This window comes from Citrobacter sp. CK195, assembly GCF_030333365.1.
In the GTDB taxonomy this organism is placed as follows: Bacteria; Pseudomonadota; Gammaproteobacteria; order Enterobacterales; family Enterobacteriaceae; genus Citrobacter_B; species Citrobacter_B koseri.
Genome location: NZ_JAOWGB010000024.1, coordinates 26,954 through 48,203, shown reverse-complemented (window position 1 = coordinate 48,203; position 21,250 = coordinate 26,954). Strand labels below are relative to the sequence as shown.

The window sequence follows — 21,250 nt, the reverse complement described above, 5'->3', positions numbered from 1 at the left end:
TAAAACACAATAAACCGGAAGCGAGAGAAGATCGAGAGGATGTTGATGTGAATATCGCCGGATGGCGGGGTATCCGCCTTATCCGGCCTGGGATCAATGCGCCACCCGGCACGCATTTAATCGATGTACTTCATCGCAACCCTTGATGTCAGGCGCGTGATAAGTTCGTAAGCACTCACTTTTGTTATTTCCGCAATGCGCTCAACGGGCAGGCCTTCCCCCCACAAAATGACCGGATCGCCTGCTTTGTCCTGCGCCTGAGGGCCTAAATCGACGCAGATCATGTCCATCGCCACGCGACCGACAATCGTCACTTCCCGACCGTTAACCAGCACCGGCGTACCGGATGGCGCCGCACGCGGATAACCATCGCCATAGCCCATAGCAACCACGCCCAGACACGTATCACGCTCGCTGATCCATGTGCCGCCGTAACCCACCGGTTCGCCCGCTTTATGCTCGCGAACGGCAATGAGGCTGGAGATTAGCGACATGACCGGCTGACAGCCAAAATCTTCGCCAGTGGACTGATTTTCCAGCGGCGAGACGCCGTAGAGGATGATGCCCGGTCGCGCCCAGTCAAAATGAGACTGCGGCCACAACAGGATGCCGCCGGAAGCGGCGATGGAACGTTGCCCCGGTTTACCTTCGCAGAAGGTATTAAAAATATCGAGTTGCTGCTCGGTCGCACCGCATTCCGGCTCATCGGCGCGGGCGAAATGGCTGACGATATTTACCGGCTGGCGCACATTTTTACACTGCGTAAGCCGTTGATAAAACGCTTCGGCTTTTTCAGGACGCACGCCCAGACGATGCATTCCCGTATCCAGTTTCATCCACACCGTTACCGGTTCATCCAGCCCGGCGGCTTCCAGCGCGGCAAGCTGTTCTTCGTTATGCACGGCGGTATGCAGATGCTGTGCAGAGATGACTGGCAGATCGGTGGCTTCAAAAAAACCTTCCAGCAACAGAATGGGCTGCGTGATCCCACCCGCCCGCAGGCGCAGGGCTTCTTCAAGGCGGGCGACGCCGAAAGCGTCGGCATCAGGGAGCGTTCGCGCGGTCTCCAGAAGACCGTGTCCGTAAGCGTTCGCTTTCACGACCGCAACCAGCTTGCTGGCAGGCGCCAGTTCACGCAGACGTTGCAGATTGTGTCGCAGAGCGCGGCGGTTAATGACTACAGTTGCCGCTTGCATTTGAATTCCTTATAAAAAGAATCGCCAAAATCATTCGCGTTGCAGGACAAAAACGCTCTGGCGTTTTTGAACAGCGCCGGCGCTGTTCCCGAAGGGATAAGCGGGCGCAGTCAACGCATCTGCGGCGTGAATGATGAAGGAGATTTACTCGTCGTCGTATTGCGGTCCCGCATAGTTATCGAAACGCGACCATTGCCCGTTAAACGTCAGACGTACCGTACCGATTGGGCCGTTACGTTGTTTACCAATAATAATTTCTGCGATGCCTTTTAAGTCGCTGTTTTCGTGATAAACCTCGTCACGATAGATAAACATGATCAAGTCGGCATCCTGCTCGATGGAGCCGGATTCACGCAGATCCGAGTTGACCGGACGTTTATCGGCGCGTTGTTCCAGAGAGCGGTTAAGCTGCGACAGCGCCACCACCGGCACCTGTAGCTCTTTTGCCAGCGCTTTCAGCGAGCGAGAGATTTCCGCGATTTCCAGCGTACGGTTATCGGAGAGCGACGGCACGCGCATCAGTTGCAGGTAGTCGATCATGATCAGGCTTAACCCGCCATGTTCACGGTAGATACGACGGGCGCGCGAGCGAACTTCCGTCGGCGTCAGGCCGGATGAATCGTCAATATACATATTGCGCTTCTCCAGCAGGATGCCCATCGTACCGGAAATACGCGCCCAGTCTTCGTCATCCAGTTGACCCGTACGAATGCGCGTCTGATCCACGCGCGACAGCGACGCCAGCATACGCATCATAATCTGTTCGCCGGGCATCTCCAGACTGAAGATCAGTACCGGTTTCTCCTGCAACATCGCGGCGTTTTCGCAGAGGTTCATCGCAAATGTCGTTTTACCCATCGACGGACGCGCCGCTACGATGATCAGATCCGAGCGCTGCAAACCGGCGGTTTTTTTGTTTAAGTCCTGATAACCGGTATCGACCCCTGTCACACCGTCATGCGGCTGCTGGAAAAGGGTTTCAATGCGCGCCACGGTCGCATCGAGGATTTGATCGATGCTTTTCGGGCCTTCGTCTTTATTGGCGCGGTTTTCCGCAATCTGGAAAACGCGAGATTCCGCGAGATCCAGCAGCTCGTCGCTGTTGCGCCCCTGCGGATCGTAACCCGCATCGGCAATTTCATGGGCGACGGAAATCATATCGCGAACAACGGCACGTTCGCGGACAATATCCGCATAAGCGCTGATGTTCGCCGCACTTGGCGTATTTTTGGATAACTCCGCCAGGTAAGCAAAACCGCCAACGCTGTCCAGTTGCCCCTGAATTTCCAGCGACTCCGCCAGCGTGATCAGGTCAATGGGCTTCCCCATCTCCTGCAAACGGTGCATTTCGGTAAAAATATGCCGGTGCGGCCGGGTATAAAAGTCATCCGCCACTACGCGTTCGGCGACATCGTCCCAGCGTTCGTTATCCAGCATTAAACCGCCCAACACCGACTGTTCCGCTTCAATCGAGTGCGGCGGCACTTTCAGCCCGTCAACCTGCAAATCACGGTCACGCGCATCAGTCTGTTGTTTGTTGAAGGGTTTATTTCCTGCCATAGTGAATGGAGTTACCGAGATAAAGAATGGGTCGAAACTTTACCATATAAGTGGACCCTTACGATACGTTCTGGAGGAAGCATGGCAACACGAATTGAATTTCACAAGCACGGTGGCCCTGACGTCCTGAAAGCAGTGGACTTTACCCCTGTAGACCCGGCGGAAAACGAAATCCAGGTCGAAAATAAAGCGATTGGCATCAACTACATTGATACCTACATTCGCAGCGGGCTCTATCCACCGCCATCCCTGCCCAGCGGGTTGGGCACCGAAGCGGCGGGCGTGGTGAGTAAAGTCGGCAGCAACGTTAAACATATTAAAGCGGGCGACCGCGTCGTTTATGCCCAGTCTGCGCTCGGGGCTTACAGTTCGGTACACAATGTTCCCGCCGATAAGGCCGCCATTCTCCCTAAAGCGATCTCTTTCGAGCAGGCTGCCGCCTCTTTTCTGAAAGGATTAACGGTCTTTTATCTGCTGCGCAAAACCTATGAGGTTAAACCCGACGAACCGTTTTTGTTCCATGCCGCCGCCGGGGGCGTGGGCCTTATCGCCTGCCAGTGGGCTAAAGCGCTGGGCGCGAAACTTATCGGCACGGTAGGCAGCGCGCAGAAAGCGCAAATTGCCTTACAGGCTGGCGCATGGAAAGTGATTAACTATCGTGAAGAAAATATCGCTGAACGGGTGAAAGAGATTACCGGCGGCAAAAAAGTACGGGTGGTTTACGATTCAGTCGGGAAAGATACCTGGGAAGCGTCGCTGGATTGCCTGCAACGCCGGGGGCTGATGGTGAGTTTTGGTAACGCTTCCGGCCCGGTGACCGGCGTTAACTTAGGCATCCTGAACCAAAAAGGCTCGCTGTACGTCACTCGCCCTTCTCTTCAGGGTTACATCACCAGTCGCGATGAATTGACCGAAGCCAGCAACGAGCTGTTTTCACTGATTGCCAGCGGCGTGATAAAAGTCGAGGTCGCGGAGAATCAGAAATACGCGTTGAAAGATGCGCAGCGCGCGCATGAGGTGCTGGAAAGCCGGGCAACGCAGGGATCGAGCCTGCTCATTCCGTAGTATGACGGGGAAAAGAATTAGGGCTTCCACATGGGAAGCCCTTTCTTTTTTAGTTCGGCTGTATGTAGGGTACAGCTCGATGAATTCATTAGCCGCGCAATAGTGACAGATTTGATAATCAATTCCTATTTGCTTCTAAGAAGAAAGTTACAGGTTGTGATCCTCTGCACAATACCTTAGTAAAACCGACGGTTATTGCGCTGATACTGTGGGATTTTTGGCGTTTTTACCGCTTTGATGACCCACACCACGGCAACAGCCAACAGCAACCACGGCAGCAGTTTGATCACCAACGCAAACATCCCGCCCAGGGACATCACGGCGGTCGCCACCATCAGCGCGGCCAGAATTCCCAACAATGACACGCCGGTGGCCATCAGCATGATAAAAAAGCCCATCACAAAAAGTAGTTCCAGCATGATTCCCCCTGAATATTGGAATGCCCGGTGGCGTAGCGCTTTGCGGGCCGACATATTCAGACCATTACAAGAAACATGCCAAAATTAATCTATTGATTTGCAAACAAAACGCCCCGCGGCAGTGCGCAGGGCGTGGTGAAATTGACTAACTTTTAGTGAGAACTTAACGCTTATCCGCCACCCGTTTCAGCGCATGTTCCAGCACGTCAATGTCGGCGCCTGCTTTATGGGCATTTTCGCTCAGATAACGGCGCCACTGGCGCGCGCCAGGAATCCCCTGAAACAGCCCCAGCATATGACGGGTAACATGCCCGAGGTATGTCCCCTGGCTCAGTTCACGCTCAATGTACGGATACATGGCGCGAACGACAGCCACAGGATCGGTATCCGCCGTGGTCGCGCCAAAGATCTCACGGTCAACGGAGGCCAGAATGCCCGGGTTTTGATAGGCTTCGCGCCCGATCATCACGCCATCCATATGCTCCAGATGCGCTTTCGCCTCTTCCAGCGACGTAATACCACCGTTGATGGACATGGTCAGATGCGGGAAGTCACGCTTTAACTGGTAAACGCGCGGGTAATCCAGCGGCGGGATCTCGCGGTTTTCCTTCGGGCTGAGCCCGGAGAGCCAGGCCTTACGCGCGTGGATAATAAACATCTCGCATTCGCCTTTACCGGCGACCGTATTGATGAAGTCACAGAGAAATTCGTAGCTATCCTGATCGTCAATACCGATACGGGTTTTGACCGTTACCGGGATCGACACTACATCCCGCATCGCCTTCACGCAATCCGCCACCAGTTGCGCATTTCCCATCAGACAGGCGCCAAACATGCCGTTTTGTACACGGTCAGACGGGCAGCCTACGTTGAGGTTAATTTCGTCATATCCTCGCGCCTGCGCCAGTTTCGCACATTGCGCCAGCGCCGACGGATCGCTGCCGCCAAGCTGCAACGCCACCGGATGTTCTTCCTCGCTGTATGCCAGATAGTCGCCTTTACCATGAATGATCGCCCCGGTTGTTACCATCTCGGTATAGAGCAACGTCTGGCGAGACAGCAGACGCAGGAAGTAGCGACAATGTCTGTCCGTCCAGTCGAGCATCGGCGCGATAGAAAAACGATGAGCAGGAAAAGCGAACTGTGATTCTGTAGACATGGCGAAATTTTAAGCATCTGGTGAATTTGGGGCGCTACTATAGCACAGCCCACTGAAAGATTAGCTGACGATATATCGTTAGGGCTGCTTCTCGGCGTTTTACGCAGAACATGGTAAAGTAGAAGATTAACCTTTCACGCAATCCGAGGTGCCACATGGAAAAGACCACCACGCAAGAGCTTTTAGCGCAAGCTGAAAAGCTCTGTGCGCAACGCAATGTGCGGCTGACACCCCAGCGCCTCGAAGTGTTGCGTCTAATGAGCCTGCAGGAAGGCGCGATCAGCGCCTATGACCTGCTGGATCTGCTGCGTGAAACGGAGCCGCAGGCCAAACCGCCGACGGTGTATCGTGCGCTCGATTTTCTGCTTGAGCAGGGTTTTGTTCACAAGGTCGAATCCACCAACAGCTACGTGCTCTGTCACCTGTTCGATCAGCCGACCCATAGCTCGGCCATGTTTATCTGCGACCGTTGTGGTGTGGTAAAAGAGGAGTGTGCTGAAGGCGTGGAAGACATTATGCATACGCTGGCGGCAAAAATGGGGTTCGCTCTGCGCCATAACGTGATTGAAGCACACGGGTTATGCCCGGCGTGTGTGGAAGTCGAAGCCTGTCGCCACCCCGGCGAGTGCCAGCATGACCATTCTATTCTGGTGAAGAAGAAACCACGTTAAATGAATCGGGCGGCTAATCCGCAGACGCCGCCCAAAGCAAGTATGTTGAACAGAGGGGAGTACGTCCTTGTACTCACGGGCAGGAGAAGTTGATTACCAGCGGTAGTCGTTACGGTTTTCCCATTCTTTCACTTCTTTTTCCGCCTCATCTTTTGCGTAACCATAGCGTTCCTGGACTTTACCCACCAGTTGATCACGCTTACCTTCGATGACTGTCATATCATCATCGGTCAGTTTGCCCCATTGCTCTTTCACTTTACCTTTAAACTGTTTCCAGTTGCCGCCGATTTCGTCTTTATTCATCATCAAGTCCTCATCGTTCGGTTGTGAATAGCGGGAGAACGTCGCTCAAACGCATTACGTTTTCTGCTGAACGTGAGATTAATTGTAGTCAGTGATTCGGCCTTCGTTTTTTAATTCAGAGTTTTTAACCACCGGACTCAGGCAAACCAGGTCCCTTTTCGCCAGTGTCGCCGCCAGATAAATGCCAGAGAAAGCCCACGAAGCGCCAGAAAAACGGTTAGCGCAAGCCACAGTCCGTGGTTCCCCAGCAGCGGTATCGTCAGTAGGGTGAGCGCAAACCCGGCTGCGGCGACAGCCATGCTGTTACGCATTTCAGCCGCCCGCGTCGCCCCGATAAACATACCGTCCAGCAAATAGCACCAGACGCCCACCAACGGCAGAATCACCTGCCAGATAAGATAGCGATCGGCCAGAAGCTGAATCTGCGGCAGCGAAGTCAGCAGTGCGATGATATACTCCCCCGCCAGCACATAAACCAGCGCAAACAGCAGCGCCACAATTCCCGACTGGCGACACGCCGCCCGCCATACATCCAGTAGCTGGCTGCCGTCCCGCGCGCCATAAGCCTGACCCGAATGGGCTTCTACCGCATAGGCGAAGCCGTCCAGCGCATAGGCAGTAAAGGTCAGCAACGTCATAAGAACGGCATTCACCGCAATGATATCGCTTCCCATACGGGCGCCCAGTACCGTGATTGCGCCAAAACAGAGTTGCAGCAGCAGCGAACGCAGCATGATGTCGCGATTAAGCGCCAGCAAACGACGGAAGTTCCCACGCCAGGCCTGTTTCAACATACCGGAAGAGACACCGCGCAAACGAAGGACTTTGCGTACCATCAGCAGACCAATTAACAGCGTGGCATATTCAGCGATGACCGTCGCCAGCGCAGCCCCCTGCACGTTCATGTGCAGCCCCATAACCAGCCACAGGTCGAGAACGATGTTCAGGATATTCCCGACAATCAGCAGTATAACCGGTGCACGGGCGTACTGAACGCCAAGCAGCCAACCAAGCAAAACCAGATTCGCCAGAGATGCCGGGGCGCTCAGCCAGCGGATCGCCAGAAAGCGTCTTGCCTGCTCCAGCACCGCTTCGCTACCGCCAACGATATGCAATGCCAGATCGATAATCGGCGTGCGCAGCAGCGCAATCAGCGCCCCCGCGCTCAGCGCCAGGATGAGTGGTTGCACCAACGCTCTCGCCAGCGCTTGCGGATTTTTCGCGCCAAAGGCCTGCGCCGTTAACCCGGTAGTGCTCATGCGTAAGAAGAGCAACAGCATGAAAAGGAAGCTGGTTGCGGTTGCGCCAATGGCAACACCACCCAGATAGACGGGGCTATCGAGATGACCAATAACAGCCGTATCCACCAGACCCAGTAAGGGGACAGTGATGTTGGAAAAAATCATGGGTAAGGCGAGGCGCCAGAGTGCTTTATCAGAGGATGTGAAGAAAGGCATGCAGATGAGCCTGAGAAAAAGTCAAATAAACCAATCGATTAATCGCCGGATGGCGGCATAAATGCCTTATCCGGCCTACGGTACTACTAGTACATTTGCCGGATGGCGGCGTAAACGCCTTATCCGGCCTACGGTACTATGGGCACATTTGCCGGATGGAGGCGTAAACGCTTTATCCGGCCTACGGGGATATTTGTAGGCCTGATAAGCGCAGCGCCATCAGGCATTGTGCCAGCGCCTGATTACAGCCATTCACCGTTACGGATAACGCCTACCGCCAGTCCTTCGATGGTGAAGCTCTGCTCACGCAGGTCAACCACAATCGGTTTAAATTCGCTATTTTCTGGCAAGAGTTCAACTTTATTGCCCTGTTTTTTCAGGCGTTTTACCGTGACTTCATCGTCAATACGCGCCACAACCACCTGGCCGTTACGGACATCCTGAGTTTTATGCACCGCCAGCAGATCGCCGTCCATAATTCCGATATCTTTCATCGACATGCCGCTAACGCGCAGCAGAAAATCAGCATTGGGTTTAAACAGCGAGGGATCGACCTGATAATGGCCTTCGATATGCTGCTGCGCCAGCAGCGGTTCACCGGCGGCAACACGACCGACCAACGGCAACCCTTCTTCTTCGTCCAGAAGCAGGCGAATACCGCGCGATGCGCCGGAAACAATTTCAATCACCCCTTTACGCGCCAGCGCTTTCAGGTGTTCTTCAGCGGCGTTTGGGGAACGGAACCCCAAACGCTGCGCGATCTCCGCACGCGTTGGTGGCATACCTGTCTGGCTGATGTGATCCCGAATGAGATCAAACACCTCTTGCTGCCTGGCCGTTAACGCTTTCATTCCGCCCCCTGGGTGTATATACAGTTATGCTGTGAGTATATACAGCTAAAGGTGATTTTGGAACCATAAACTGCGCAGAAAACAGGAGTTTTATACCGTTATGGAATCTTTATCGAAAAAACCTTAGCGGAAATGTGACCATAGCAGGAGACCCCAGGTCATCAGCGCGACGAAAATAGACAGCAGCACCGCCGCAGACCCCATGTCCTTCGCGCGGCCGGAGAGTTCATGGTATTCAGAGCCAATACGGTCAACAACAGCTTCAATGGCGCTGTTAAGGATTTCAACAATCATCACCAGCATCACGGAACCAATCAGCAATACGCGAGTAATGGCATCCACATCCAGCCAGCAGGCAATCAGCACACCTGCCAGCACGGCGATGCTTTCCTGGCGAAACGCCGCTTCGTTGACCCATGCGGCGCGAAAACCTTTCCAGGAATAGCCTGCGGCTTTAATGATTCGGGTGAATCCAGTGGTATTATTGGCCATTAAAAGAACCTTTTTGCATTATTAGCGTCAATGAAATTATATCGTTGGCCCGTATGATTCGGGCGACGGCAACGCAGCGCGAAGTATGACGGGATACACCAGAAATTCACCAGACTTTCTGATATCCTTGCAGCGCATTTGCATTATTAACCAGAGGCTTTACATCGTTTATGTCCGGCTGGCCACGAATTTACTACAAATTACTGAATTTACCATTAAGCGTGCTGGTAAAAAGCAAGTCTATTCCGGCAGATCCTGCCCCGGAGTTGGGGCTTGATACATCGCGCCCTATTATGTACGTATTGCCGTACAACTCCAAAGCAGACCTGCTGACGCTACGCGCCCAGTGTCTGGCGCACGATCTTCCCGACCCGCTGGAGCCGCTGGAGATCGACGGAACGCTGCTGCCGCGTTATGTCTTTATTCACGGCGGGCCGCGTGTCTTCACCTATTACACGCCAAAAGAAGAGTCCATTAAGCTTTTCCACAACTATCTCGATCTCCACCGCAGCAATCCCGATCTGGATGTGCAAATGGTGCCGGTATCGGTGATGTTTGGCCGCTCTCCGGGGCGCGAAAAAGGAGAAGAGAACCCGCCTTTACGTATGCTGAACGGCGTGCAGAAATTCTTTGCCGTCTCCTGGCTGGGACGCGACAGCTTTGTTCGTTTCTCGCCGTCCGTGTCTTTGCGTCGGATGGCTGACGAACACGGCACTGACAAGACGATAGCGCAGAAACTGGCACGCGTGGCGCGTATGCACTTCGCCCGTCAACGTCTGGCGGCGGTCGGGCCGCGTCTGCCTGCCCGTCAGGATCTGTTTAACAAGCTGCTGGCTTCAAAAGCCATCGCTCGCGCCGTGGAAGATGAAGCGCGCAGCAAAAAAATCTCCCATGAAAAGGCGCAGCAAAACGCCATTGCGCTGATGGAAGAGATTGCCGCCAACTTCTCCTACGAGATGATCCGTCTGACCGACCGTATTCTGGGCTTTACCTGGAACCGTCTTTATCAGGGGATTAACGTCCATAACGCCGAGCGCGTTCGCCAGTTGGCGCACGACGGGCATGAAATTGTCTATGTGCCCTGCCACCGCAGCCATATGGACTATATGCTGCTTTCCTACGTGCTGTATCACCAGGGGCTGGTGCCGCCGCATATCGCTGCGGGCATCAACCTGAACTTCTGGCCGGCGGGTCCGATTTTCCGCCGTCTGGGCGCGTTCTTTATTCGTCGTACCTTCAAGGGCAACAAGCTCTACTCCACCGTATTCCGTGAATACCTGGGCGAGTTGTTCAGCCGTGGTTACTCGGTTGAGTATTTCGTCGAAGGCGGTCGCTCGCGTACCGGTCGTCTGCTCGACCCGAAAACCGGCACGCTGTCGATGACCATTCAGGCGATGTTGCGCGGCGGCACGCGTCCTATCACGCTGGTGCCGATCTACATCGGCTATGAGCATGTGATGGAAGTGGGCACTTACGCCAAAGAGTTGCGCGGCGCGACGAAAGAGAAAGAGAGCCTGCCGCAAATGCTGCGTGGCTTAAGCAAGCTGCGTAATCTGGGCCAGGGTTACGTCAACTTTGGCGAACCGATGCCATTGATGACTTACCTCAACCAGCATGTGCCGGAGTGGCGTGAATCCATCGATCCTATCGAGTCTATCCGCCCGGCCTGGCTGACGCCGACGGTGAATAACATTGCCGCCGATCTGATGGTGCGCATTAACAACGCCGGTGCAGCCAACGCCATGAACCTGTGCTGCACCGCGCTGCTGGCTTCCCGCCAGCGCTCTCTGACCCGTGAGCAACTGACTGAACAGCTCGACTGCTATCTGAGTCTGCTGCGCAACGTGCCGTACGCGGCAGATTCTACGGTTCCTGCGCAGAGCGCCAGTGAACTGATCGACCACGCCTTGCAAATGAACAAGTTTGAGGTCGAGAAAGACACCATCGGCGATATCATCATTCTGCCGCGCGAGCAGGCCGTGTTGATGACCTACTATCGCAACAACATCGCGCATATGCTGGTTCTGCCTTCCCTGATGGCGGCCATCATTACCCAGCACCGCCACATCTCGCGTGACGCGCTGATGCAGCATGTTGACGTGCTCTATCCGATGCTGAAAGCGGAACTGTTCCTGCGTTGGGAACACGATGAGCTTGCCAGCGTGATTGACGCGCTGAGCAGTGAGATGCAACGTCAGGGGCTGATCGCCGTACAGAACGATGAGCTGCATATCAATCCGGCACATTCTCGCACGCTGCAACTGCTGGCGGCTGGCGCGCGCGAAACGCTGCAACGCTATGCCATCACCTTCTGGCTGCTGAGCGCGAATCCGTCGATCAACCGCGGTACGCTGGAAAAAGAGAGCCGCACGGTCGCGCAACGTCTTTCCGTTCTGCACGGCATTAACGCGCCGGAGTTCTTCGATAAAGCGGTGTTCAGTTCCCTGGTGCTGACTCTGCGTGATGAGAAATACATCAGCGATACCGGAGACGCCGAGCCTGAGCAGACGATGAAGGTGTATCAGATGTTGGCCGATTTGATCACGTCGGATGTGCGTCTGACCATTGAGAGCGCAACGCAGGGCGAGTGACAATAAAAAGCCGGGTGGCGGCTTCGCCCTACCCGGCCTACGGTTCTGCACAATATGTTATGTAGGCCCGGTAAGCGCTACCGGGCTTTTTTTCAACCAACGTAACTCATCGCCAGCCCTAAAAACAGCACCAGCCCGACGTAGTTATTGTTCATAAACGCTTTAAAACAGGCTTCACGTTCGCGCCCGATAATCAGTTTCTGCTGATACACAAACAGCGCGCCGGCCACCAGCACCGACCAGTAATACCCCCAGCCCAGCCCGTTCAGCCAGCCAATCAGCGCCATTAGCGCCAGCACCGCAATCTGCAAAATCCCGATAATAAGTTTGTCATGTCGCCCGAACAGAATGGCCGTCGATTTAATGCCGATTTTCAGATCGTCGTCCCGGTCAACCATCGCGTACTGCGTGTCGTAGGCCACCGCCCAGAGGATATTGGCCAGGAACATCAGCCAGCAGCTCAGCGGCACGGACTCACTCACCGCCGCAAACGCCATAGGAATAGACCAGCCGAACGCCGCGCCCAGCACAACCTGCGGCAAATGGGTGTAACGCTTCATGAAGGGATAGACCCACGCCAGCGCCAGCGCAGCAATCGACAGCAGAATGGTCATCGTATTCAGCGTTAATACCAGCAGGAAGGAGAGCGCTACCAGTACGACAAACAGCGTGCGCGCCTCTTTCTCCGTGACCGCCCCGCTGGGCAACGGTCGGTTGGCCGTGCGTTTCACATGTCCATCAAACTTACGATCGGCATAATCGTTGACCACGCAACCGGCGGCGCGCATTAACCAGACCCCGGCGACAAACACCGCCAGAATCCACAGTTGCGGTACTCCCGGCGTCGCTACCCACAGCGCCCATAATGTCGGCCAGAGCAGCAGTAAGGCGCCGATTGGCTTATCCGTACGCATCAGGCGGTGAAACGCCAACAGCTTATTCTGCGTCAGACTCCACTCCATTTTGTTTTCCTCTTAATACAACGGTGATGCGGGCAAAAACAGCTCGGTAAGCATCAGCGGCTTACCGCTCAGACGCAGGCGGGAACGACGCCCCCACAGTGCGGCATCACGACCAATCTCAATAAAATCTCGGGTCAACGTTGATGATGTAAACAGGTAACGCCCTAACGGCGTTTTTCCCAGATTTTGTAAGGCCAGCTCAGGGCCGCACAACGTTGATTCAGGCACGACGGTACGCCCGGCAAGCCAGGGTTCGCCGTCTGCACATAACAAAATTTCACGTAACCAGTAGCGGGATTCGACCGGTAGCAGCGCCACCTCTTCAGCCACTTCATGTGGACCAACAAACGCTTCCCGAAGCAATGTCACGCTTACCCGTTTCCCTTCTTGCTCAAAACGTTTGGTCATGGAATCTTCCAGAAGTAACCAGTCGAGCAACCGGGAATCCAGCGCAGGAATCTCTTTAAAATAGCGCAGCGCACGCAGTTGCGTTAACGCAGGGTGTGACATGCCGTACTCTCCGTTTCATAACGTAAAGGCATTGTATCGCAGAAAAGAGATTACGGGAGGCGTAAACATAATTAAGTGATCGGTTGCGCAACAGAAGTGTAACAACTCGCATGGAATGCTAAAAAAAAGGTGCGCCAGGAGACGCACCAGTTGTTGCAAAATCAGCAATGTGGGGAGACGCTTACCCCTTGCCTTTTACACTGCTGATAAACGTGGAACGGGCAGATGTCGATCCCAGGCGTTCGGCTTCATCAAGCAGTTTCAGAGCTTTATCAACGTCACCTTTCGCTACCGCGTCCTTAATCGCATTGTTGAAGTAGCTTTCCGTGTCGTTCAGCATTGGCTCGCTTTTCTTCGCCGGGGCAGGCGCTGGCGCGGCAACGGCTGGTGCGGTATAGGCGGTCGCCGGTGCCGCAGTGTTGCCGACGGTGACAGGTCCCGGACCGGAAGAACCAAACAGCGGGCCAACCAGTACGCTGGAGCTGCTGTTGGTTTTCACTTTCAGTTTCAGCAGGCCATCAGTCGTGTGGCGCGCGATCGGATCGGGAATATCCGGGACGGCATTACCCACGCCTTTCGCATACGCTTTTGCCGGGTCAAGCAGCGTGGTGGTCTGCTGGAGATCGTTATTGGTGGTAAACACCAGAACGTACAGCTTCTGCTGGCCCAGCGCAGGCGTCAGGCGCATCACCCCTTCCAGACGATCCGCGCTCATCACGCCGGGGGCCTGGTAGGTAAAGTAGCGGCTGGGGAAAAACGCTGAAGGCGTCAGGTTCTGGTCGAGAATCAGCACGTTCGGTGCAAATACGCTGGTTTGTTTGTTAACTTCGCTGCTCAATGTCAGCGTGAGCTCACCGATGTTCGCCGGTACGCTATACGCGGCAACCGGGCCTGTAATACCGGCGACGTCAAGCCACTGACCACCGGTAGAAAGCTGTGTGGACTGCGTACTGGACTGGTCGACAGGCGTCCAGGTGAGTTGTTGTAGTGCGGCGGTCGGAATCGCAGGCGCTGCGCTGGTGTTTTGCGGAACATAGTTTACATCCGCCAGGCTGATGCCTGGTGCGCTTGCCAGCAACCCCGCCGATAAACAAAGGGCGACGAGACTTTTCTTCATTTTCATTGTTATCACCTCAGATAGCACGGGTTCAGCGGTGGCCAGGCAATAGCGCGCTAAACCGCGAGAAACGGTGCAGATAATGCCGGATAGCGGCTACGCCTTATCCGGCCTGCATCTCGTTACCGGGGGACTTGCGCCCCCCTCGTTATGTCACGTATTACCACCAGATTTCCATCTGGGCGCCGAAGGACCACTCATCGTTGTCGCCACGGCTGGTTGTGTTGAAGCCGGAGTTATTCGATGCGGCATAACGCAATGTGTTATCGCCGTCTTTGATGTAACCCCATTTCTCATCCCACTTCGCGTAGGTTGCGAAGAGACGGATGGCCGGGCGGGACCAGATGCTGTCGCCAGCCTGCCATTGTTGCGCCAGGGTGATTTTGTACTGGTTGTTGCGATCGCCAGTCTGCTGAGATTTGACGTTGTCGTAACCGACTTCCAGCAGGGTGCTCATGATCGGCGTCCATTTGAACATCGGACGAACGCCTACGGTCCACCAGTCAGTACCCAGATCGTTATCCAGGTCCTGTTTCTGGAACATACCGACGTACATCAGGTCCCAACGGTCGCCCAGAGAGATCGCCCCGTGGTCCAGAATACGCCACAGCTTACCGTTGTTATTGACGTAACGATCGACATAGTGGAGCTGATCGTCGCCTTCGCCGATATCAAAAGTCGAGCCGTAAGAACCCTGAGGAATACCTTTACCCTGCGTGGTCATCGCGTCAGTGGCGTACTGAACCACAAACTTGTTGTAGCCCTTCAGCATGCTCTGGGTATGTTCAGCAGTGAACATCCAGCCGTCTTTAGATGCGCCGTCAGCCAGACGATAATCGTCAGTGGTGTTTGCGCGACCATAGTCGACACCCAGTTCCAGCACGCCGTCCGGGTTCGTTTCCAGACCGGCTAAACGCACGTCGAAGACGTCGTTGGCGGTGTCTTTAGAAGAGTTGTAAATATCCTGGCTGCTGAAGGTGTAGGAACCACCGGCTTCCTGAGAGCGGGTCGCTGCCAGAGACAGTTTACCGAAGCCCAGGTCGATGTTTTCGATACCCGCACCAGGACCAGAAATATCCCAGTAGTAGAAGTCGATCATGTGAACGTCATGACGCTGATAGAAGCGCTTACCCGCCCAGATGGTGGAGCCTGGCAGCCAGTCAATCAGGTTTTTACCCTGCACGTTGGCTTCACGGAACGCCGGATCGGTTGCTTCCCAGTCATTCTGTTGCGCTACGGAGTAGGCCACGTTAGTGTCGAAATAAAAGCTCTTGTCGCCTTCTTTCCACACTTCCTGACCCAGTTTCAATTCCGCATAGGTTTCACATTCGTTACCAAGACGGTATTTACTTTGAGCGCCAGTTGCCTGGAAACATTGTTGTTCGCCGCCACTACCCGTCCAGCCGATACCGGAACGAGCATAACCATGGAAATCCACTGCCATTGCCTGAGCAGACATAACGCCTGCTGCGACGGCAACCGCCAGAGGAAGTTTGCGCAGAGTAATCATTATTCTATCTCCTGAGATCATTGCTTTTCTTTAAACGCGTCCCCCTTCGGACTGCCTCTTTGTTGGCGGTGTTTTTTCACTTGCCGCCTTGATGCATCCTCGAATGGTTTTGCGTTTTGTTTTTTTAATGGGGACCTTAAACGCCCGGCTCCTTATGCAGCCGACGGCATGCGGAACCATCTTCACGGAACAGATGGCAACGCTCTGGCGGCAGACCGATAGCGAATGTGGCACCCTCTTCTACCAACACCACGTCGTTCTGGCGGTAAACCAGGTTTTGACGAATGGCGGGGATCTGGATATGAATTTGTGTTTCGTGACCAAGTTGTTCGACGACCTGAACCTCGCCTTCCAGGGTGACATCGGCGATGTCGCTGGGCAGCAGATGCTCTGGACGAATACCTAAAGACATATTTGCTCCGACCTGAACGCCGTTGCTTTCTACCGGCAGCCAGACGTTCTGGCGGTTCGGCAGCTCAACCTGCACCTGCTCGATAGCGGTCGCGGTGACTTTCACCGGCAGGAAGTTCATTTTCGGGGAACCGATAAAACCTGCGACGAAGCGATCCGCCGGATAGTGGTACAGCTCCAGCGGCTTACCGACCTGCGCCACGCGGCCGGCATCCAGCACCACGATTTTGTCGGCCAGCGTCATCGCTTCGACCTGATCGTGGGTGACGTAAATCATCGTGCGGCCCAGACGCTTATGCAGGCGGGAGATTTCGATACGCATCTGCACGCGCAGGGCGGCATCAAGGTTAGACAGCGGCTCATCAAGCAGGAACACGCGCGGTTCCGCCACCAGCGTGCGGCCTATCGCCACGCGCTGGCGCTGGCCGCCGGAGAGCGCTTTCGGCTTGCGCTCCAGCAGGTGCGCCAGTTGCAGCACTTCCGCTACCTGATTCACACGCTGATTCATCACCTCTTTTTTGGCCCCCGCCAGCTTCAAACCAAAAGACATGTTTTCTGCCACGGACAGGTGGGGATAGAGCGCATAGGACTGGAAAACCATCCCCACGCCGCGTTCGGCGGGCGGGATGTCGTTCATACGGGCTTCCCCAATGAACAGATCTCCGCTGGTGATGGTTTCAAGTCCGGCGATCATACGCAGCAAGGTCGATTTCCCGCAGCCTGACGGTCCGACAAACACCACGAATTCCCCTTCGTGAATGTCGAGATTGATATCTTTCGATACCACCACGTCACCCCAGGCTTTCGTTACATTTCGTAGCTGTACGCTCGCCATGCCCTTCTCCCTTCGTTACAACCTGTCATCGACAGCAACATTCATGATGGCCTGACTATGCGTGATCCCTTGATTGCGTAAATCCTCCACCCCCCGGCTTTTTTATGGGGGAGGAGGCGGGAGGATGAGGGAGCAGCGTCTGAGACCCGTGCCGCGCCCCGCCGAGGAATTTCGTGATGTCACCTGCAAAAATCGCGGTGTTTTTATGTGCGCCAACACGCATTACTCACATTTATGCAACACAGATCACATAAAGAAGGGGTGGGGCGTAGGGGTAAGGAGGATGGAAAGAGGTTGTCGTATAAAGAAACTAGATACCGTTAAGCCACCTCTGTGTATCCACGAGCACATCACCAAAAAGGATGGGAGATATGAAAATCAAAACTGGCGCACGCATCCTCGCATTGTCCGCACTGACGACGATGATGTTTTCCGCCTCGGCTCTCGCCAAGATTGAAGAAGGTAAGCTGGTTATCTGGATTAACGGCGACAAAGGCTACAACGGCCTCGCTGAAGTGGGCAAAAAATTCGAACAAGACACCGGCATTAAAGTCACCGTTGAGCACCCGGACAAGCTGGAAGAGAAATTCCCTCAGGTTGCGGCCACCGGTGACGGCCCGGACATCATCTTCTGGGCGCATGACCGTTTTGGCGGCTACGCACAGTCTGGCCTGCTGGCTGAGATCACCCCGGACCAGGCGTTCCAGGACAAGCTCTATCCGTTCACCTGGGATGCGGTGCGTTACAATGGCAAGCTGATCGCCTACCCAATCGCCGTTGAAGCGCTGTCCCTGATTTACAACAAAGACCTCGTTCCGAACCCGCCGAAAACCTGGGAAGAGATCCCGGCGTTGGATAAAGAGCTGAAAGCGAAAGGTAAGAGCGCGCTGATGTTCAACCTGCAAGAACCGTACTTCACCTGGCCGCTGATTGCCGCCGATGGCGGTTACGCGTTCAAGTTTGAGAACGGTAAGTATGACGTGAAAGATGTCGGCGTAGACAGCGCAGGGGCGAAAGCCGGTCTGGGCTTCCTGGTCGATATGATCAAAAACAAACACATGAACGCCGATACCGATTACTCCATCGCGGAAGCCGCCTTTAACAAAGGCGAAACGGCGATGACCATCAACGGTCCGTGGGCGTGGTCAAACATCGACAAGAGCAAAATCAATTACGGCGTGACACTGCTGCCGACATTCAAAGGCAAACCGTCTAAACCGTTCGTTGGCGTGCTGAGCGCGGGCATTAACGCCGCCAGCCCGAACAAAGAGCTGGCGAAAGAGTTCCTCGAAAACTACCTGCTGACCGATCAGGGTCTGGACGACGTGAACAAGGACAAACCGCTGGGCGCGGTTGCGCTGAAATCCTTCCAGGATCAGTTAGCGAAAGATCCGCGTATCGCCGCCACGATGGATAACGCCCAGAAAGGCGAAATTATGCCGAACATTCCGCAGATGTCAGCCTTCTGGTATGCGGTTCGTACGGCAGTTATCAACGCTGCCAGCGGTCGTCAGACTGTCGACGCCGCGCTGAAAGACGCGCAGGGACGTATCACCAAGTAATGTTCAGGTCGTGTGCCGGATGGTGGCATCAATGCCTTCTCCGGCCTACAGAACAAGTAGGCCGGAGAAGCGCAGCGCCATCAGGCACGCTGACCTACAGGATTTCAAAGTTGTAGAGGAAGATCCCCATGGATGTCATTAAAAAGAAACATTGGTGGCAAAGCGACGCGCTGAAGTGGTCAGCGATTGGTCTGCTGGGCCTGCTGGTGGGTTACCTTGTAGTTTTAATGTACGCACAAGGGGAGTACCTGTTTGCCATCATGACGCTGATTTTAAGCTCTGCTGGCCTGTATATTTTCGCGAATCGTAAAACCTATGCCTGGCGCTATGTTTATCCGGGCATGGCCGGTATGGGGCTGTTTGTCCTGTTCCCGCTGGTCTGCACCATCGCCATCGCCTTTACCAACTACAGCAGCACCAACCAGCTCACCTTTGAACGCGCCCAGCAGGTGCTGATGGATCGTTCTTATCAGGCGGGCAAAACCTATAACTTTGGCCTGTATCCGGCGGGTGACGAGTGGCAACTGGCCCTCACCGACGGCGAAACCGGCAAGAATTATCTCTCCGACGCCTTTAAATTCGGCGGCGAACAAAAACTGCAACTGAAAGAGGCTGACGCACTGCCGACCGGTGAACGCGCCAACCTGCGCATCATCACCCAAAATCGTCAGGCGCTGAACCAGCTTACCGCCGTTTTGCCCGATGAAAGCAAGGTCATCATGAGCTCGCTGCGCCAGTTTTCCGGCACCCAGCCGCTCTATACCCTTGCCAGCGACGGCACGCTGACAAATAACCAGAGCGGCGTGGCGTATCGGCCAAACAACGATATTGGCTACTATCAGGCCATCAACACGGACGGCAACTGGGGCGACGAAAAACTGAGCCCAGGCTACACCGTGACCATCGGCTGGGACAATTTCTCCCGCGTCTTTACTGACGAAGGCATCCAGAAACCGTTCTTCGCGATCTTCGTCTGGACCGTGGTGTTCTCAGTTCTCACCGTGCTGCTGACCGTGGCGGTTGGGATGGTGCTGGCCTGCCTCGTACAGTGGGAAGCGCTGAAAGGTAAAGCGATTTACCGCGTGCTGCTGATTCTGCCGTATGCGGTGCCGTCGTTCATCTCGATTCTGATCTTCAAAGGTTTATTCAACCAGAGCTTTGGTGAGATCAACATGATGCTGAGCGCGCTGTTTGGCCTCAAACCGGCCTGGTTCAGCGACCCGAACACCGCCCGCACGATGGTCATTATCGTCAACACCTGGCTGGGCTATCCGTACATGATGATCCTCTGCATGGGCCTGCTGAAAGCGATTCCAGACGATCTGTACGAAGCGTCGGCAATGGACGGCGCGGGCCCGTTCCAGAACTTCTTTAAGATTACATTCCCGCTGCTGATTAAGCCGCTGACGCCGCTGATGATCGCCAGCTTTGCCTTTAACTTTAACAACTTCGTACTGATTCAGCTTCTGACCAACGGCGGCCCGGACCGCCTCGGCACCACTACGCCAGCCGGTTATACCGACCTGCTCGTGAGCTACACCTACCGCATCGCCTTTGAAGGCGGCGGGGGCCAGGACTTCGGTCTGGCGGCCGCGATCGCCACGCTGATCTTCCTGCTGGTTGGCGCGCTGGCCATCGTGAACCTGAAAGCCACGCGTATGAAGTTTGATTAAGGGAGATAACAACAATGGCAATGGTTCAACCCAAATCTCAAAAGCTGCGTCTCTTCATCACGCACTTAGGGCTGCTGATTTTTATCGCGGCAATCATGTTCCCGCTGCTGATGGTCATCGCCATTTCGCTGCGTGAAGGCAACTTCGCAACCGGGAGCCTGATCCCGGAACGCATCTCCTGGGAGCACTGGCGGCTGGCATTGGGCTTCAGCGTGGAACACGCTGATGGCCGTGTCACGCCGCCCCCCTTCCCGGTTCTGTTATGGCTATGGAACTCGATCAAAGTCGCGGCGATCACCGCTATTGGCATCGTGGCGCTCTCTACGACCTGCGCTTACGCGTTTGCCCGTATGCGCTTTCCCGGCAAAGCGACGTTGCTCAAAGGGATGCTGATTTTCCAGATGTTCCCGGCGGTGCTGTCACTGGTGGCGTTGTACGCGTTGTTCGACCGTCTCGGCCAGTACATTCCGTTTATCGGTCTGAATACCCACGGCGGGGTGATTTTCGCTTACCTGGGCGGGATTGCGCTGCACGTCTGGACGATTAAAGGCTATTTCGAAACCATCGACGGTTCGCTGGAAGAAGCGGCGGCGCTGGATGGCGCGACGCCGTGGCAGGCTTTCCGCCTGGTGCTGCTGCCGCTCTCGGTGCCGATTCTGGCGGTGGTCTTTATTCTGTCGTTCATTGCCGCCATCACTGAAGTTCCTGTCGCCTCGCTGTTACTGCGTGATGTAAACAGCTATACCCTGGCGGTAGGTATGCAGCAGTACCTCAACCCGCAAAACTATCTGTGGGGCGATTTTGCCGCCGCAGCCGTGTTGTCCGCCATCCCGATCACGCTGGTGTTCCTGCTGGCCCAGCGTTGGCTGGTCAACGGCCTGACGGCAGGCGGTGTGAAAGGCTAAG

Annotated in this window: 19 protein-coding genes; 6 read left to right on the top strand and 13 right to left on the bottom strand. The window is 55.0% G+C overall.

Translation table 11 applies throughout. The features are described from left to right. Window positions 1-116: 116 nt before the first annotated feature. Both alr and dnaB read right to left on the bottom strand, forming a co-directional pair. A complete protein-coding gene (gene alr / locus OGX93_RS11440) occupies window positions 117-1,196 on the bottom strand; it encodes an alanine racemase (protein ID WP_049011986.1) in 1,080 nt (359 codons plus the stop codon). Window positions 1,197-1,340: 144 nt separating this feature from the next. Next, window positions 1,341-2,756 carry a replicative DNA helicase gene (dnaB, locus tag OGX93_RS11435; RefSeq protein WP_012134629.1) on the bottom strand — a complete coding sequence of 472 codons (1,416 nt, stop codon included), beginning with the start codon at window positions 2,754-2,756 and terminating at the stop codon, window positions 1,341-1,343. A gap of 81 nt (window positions 2,757-2,837) precedes the next feature. On the opposite strand from dnaB, the gene OGX93_RS11430 reads away from it, so the two are divergent. Next, window positions 2,838-3,821: a quinone oxidoreductase gene (locus tag OGX93_RS11430; protein WP_012134630.1), complete on the top strand. Its 984-nt coding sequence runs from the start codon at window positions 2,838-2,840 to the stop codon at window positions 3,819-3,821. Between the two features lie 176 nt (window positions 3,822-3,997). On the opposite strand, the gene pspG is transcribed toward OGX93_RS11430, so the two are convergent. Both pspG and dusA read right to left on the bottom strand, forming a co-directional pair. Continuing rightward, window positions 3,998-4,240, bottom strand: coding sequence for an envelope stress response protein PspG (gene pspG / locus OGX93_RS11425; protein WP_286449942.1), 243 nt, complete (start codon window positions 4,238-4,240; stop codon window positions 3,998-4,000). 163 nt (window positions 4,241-4,403) lie between these two features. Then, complete coding sequence (dusA, locus tag OGX93_RS11420) at window positions 4,404-5,399, bottom strand: tRNA dihydrouridine(20/20a) synthase DusA (RefSeq protein ID WP_286449943.1); 996 nt, start codon at window positions 5,397-5,399, stop codon at window positions 4,404-4,406. A 155-nt stretch (window positions 5,400-5,554) separates the two neighbouring features. On the opposite strand from dusA, the gene zur reads away from it, so the two are divergent. After that, window positions 5,555-6,070: a zinc uptake transcriptional repressor Zur gene (gene zur, locus OGX93_RS11415; protein ID WP_012134638.1), complete on the top strand. Its 516-nt coding sequence runs from the start codon at window positions 5,555-5,557 to the stop codon at window positions 6,068-6,070. Between the two features lie 93 nt (window positions 6,071-6,163). Here the strand turns inward: zur and OGX93_RS11410 are convergent, their stop codons facing one another. From OGX93_RS11410 to OGX93_RS11395, 4 genes are all read right to left on the bottom strand, one after another. Further along, window positions 6,164-6,373, bottom strand: a complete 210-nt coding sequence (locus OGX93_RS11410; RefSeq protein WP_024130835.1) for a CsbD family protein — start codon at window positions 6,371-6,373, stop codon at window positions 6,164-6,166. Window positions 6,374-6,510: 137 nt separating this feature from the next. Beyond that, window positions 6,511-7,830, bottom strand: coding sequence for an MATE family efflux transporter DinF (gene dinF, locus OGX93_RS11405; RefSeq protein WP_071257668.1), 1,320 nt, complete (start codon window positions 7,828-7,830; stop codon window positions 6,511-6,513). 242 nt (window positions 7,831-8,072) lie between these two features. Continuing rightward, the gene (gene lexA / locus OGX93_RS11400) at window positions 8,073-8,681 is read right to left on the bottom strand and encodes a transcriptional repressor LexA (protein WP_012134642.1); all 609 of its coding nucleotides are present in this window, start codon (window positions 8,679-8,681) and stop codon (window positions 8,073-8,075) included. 123 nt (window positions 8,682-8,804) lie between these two features. Next, window positions 8,805-9,173, bottom strand: coding sequence for a diacylglycerol kinase (locus OGX93_RS11395; protein ID WP_012134643.1), 369 nt, complete (start codon window positions 9,171-9,173; stop codon window positions 8,805-8,807). Between the two features lie 170 nt (window positions 9,174-9,343). Here OGX93_RS11395 and plsB point away from each other — a divergent pair, with 170 nt between their 5' ends. Further along, window positions 9,344-11,764 (top strand): glycerol-3-phosphate 1-O-acyltransferase PlsB, encoded by a 2,421-nt coding sequence (gene plsB, locus OGX93_RS11390; RefSeq protein ID WP_049011993.1) that lies wholly within the window; start codon window positions 9,344-9,346, stop codon window positions 11,762-11,764. Window positions 11,765-11,856: 92 nt separating this feature from the next. Here plsB and ubiA read toward each other — a convergent pair whose 3' ends face one another. The 5 genes from ubiA to malK form a co-directional block, all read right to left on the bottom strand. Then, window positions 11,857-12,726 carry a 4-hydroxybenzoate octaprenyltransferase gene (gene ubiA / locus OGX93_RS11385; RefSeq protein ID WP_049011994.1) on the bottom strand — a complete coding sequence of 290 codons (870 nt, stop codon included), beginning with the start codon at window positions 12,724-12,726 and terminating at the stop codon, window positions 11,857-11,859. A gap of 12 nt (window positions 12,727-12,738) precedes the next feature. Then, window positions 12,739-13,236, bottom strand: coding sequence for a chorismate lyase (gene ubiC, locus OGX93_RS11380; protein WP_012134646.1), 498 nt, complete (start codon window positions 13,234-13,236; stop codon window positions 12,739-12,741). Window positions 13,237-13,417: 181 nt separating this feature from the next. Then, window positions 13,418-14,359 carry a maltose operon protein MalM gene (gene malM / locus OGX93_RS11375; RefSeq protein ID WP_286449944.1) on the bottom strand — a complete coding sequence of 314 codons (942 nt, stop codon included), beginning with the start codon at window positions 14,357-14,359 and terminating at the stop codon, window positions 13,418-13,420. Between the two features lie 154 nt (window positions 14,360-14,513). Beyond that, on the bottom strand, window positions 14,514-15,866 hold the full coding sequence (locus tag OGX93_RS11370) for a maltoporin (RefSeq protein WP_024130837.1): 1,353 nt from the start codon (window positions 15,864-15,866) through the stop codon (window positions 14,514-14,516). A gap of 133 nt (window positions 15,867-15,999) precedes the next feature. Then, on the bottom strand, window positions 16,000-17,109 hold the full coding sequence (malK, locus tag OGX93_RS11365) for a maltose/maltodextrin ABC transporter ATP-binding protein MalK (RefSeq protein ID WP_012134650.1): 1,110 nt from the start codon (window positions 17,107-17,109) through the stop codon (window positions 16,000-16,002). A 371-nt stretch (window positions 17,110-17,480) separates the two neighbouring features. Here malK and malE point away from each other — a divergent pair, with 371 nt between their 5' ends. The 3 genes from malE (at window position 17,481) to malG (ending at window position 21,249) form a co-directional block, all read left to right on the top strand. Next, window positions 17,481-18,671, top strand: a complete 1,191-nt coding sequence (malE, locus tag OGX93_RS11360) for a maltose/maltodextrin ABC transporter substrate-binding protein MalE (protein WP_024130838.1) — start codon at window positions 17,481-17,483, stop codon at window positions 18,669-18,671. Between the two features lie 128 nt (window positions 18,672-18,799). Next, a complete protein-coding gene (gene malF, locus OGX93_RS11355; protein WP_286449945.1) occupies window positions 18,800-20,344 on the top strand; it encodes a maltose ABC transporter permease MalF in 1,545 nt (514 codons plus the stop codon). 14 nt (window positions 20,345-20,358) lie between these two features. Beyond that, the gene (malG, locus tag OGX93_RS11350; protein WP_047459689.1) at window positions 20,359-21,249 is read left to right on the top strand and encodes a maltose ABC transporter permease MalG; all 891 of its coding nucleotides are present in this window, start codon (window positions 20,359-20,361) and stop codon (window positions 21,247-21,249) included. The last annotated feature ends 1 nt before the right edge of the window (window position 21,250 follow it).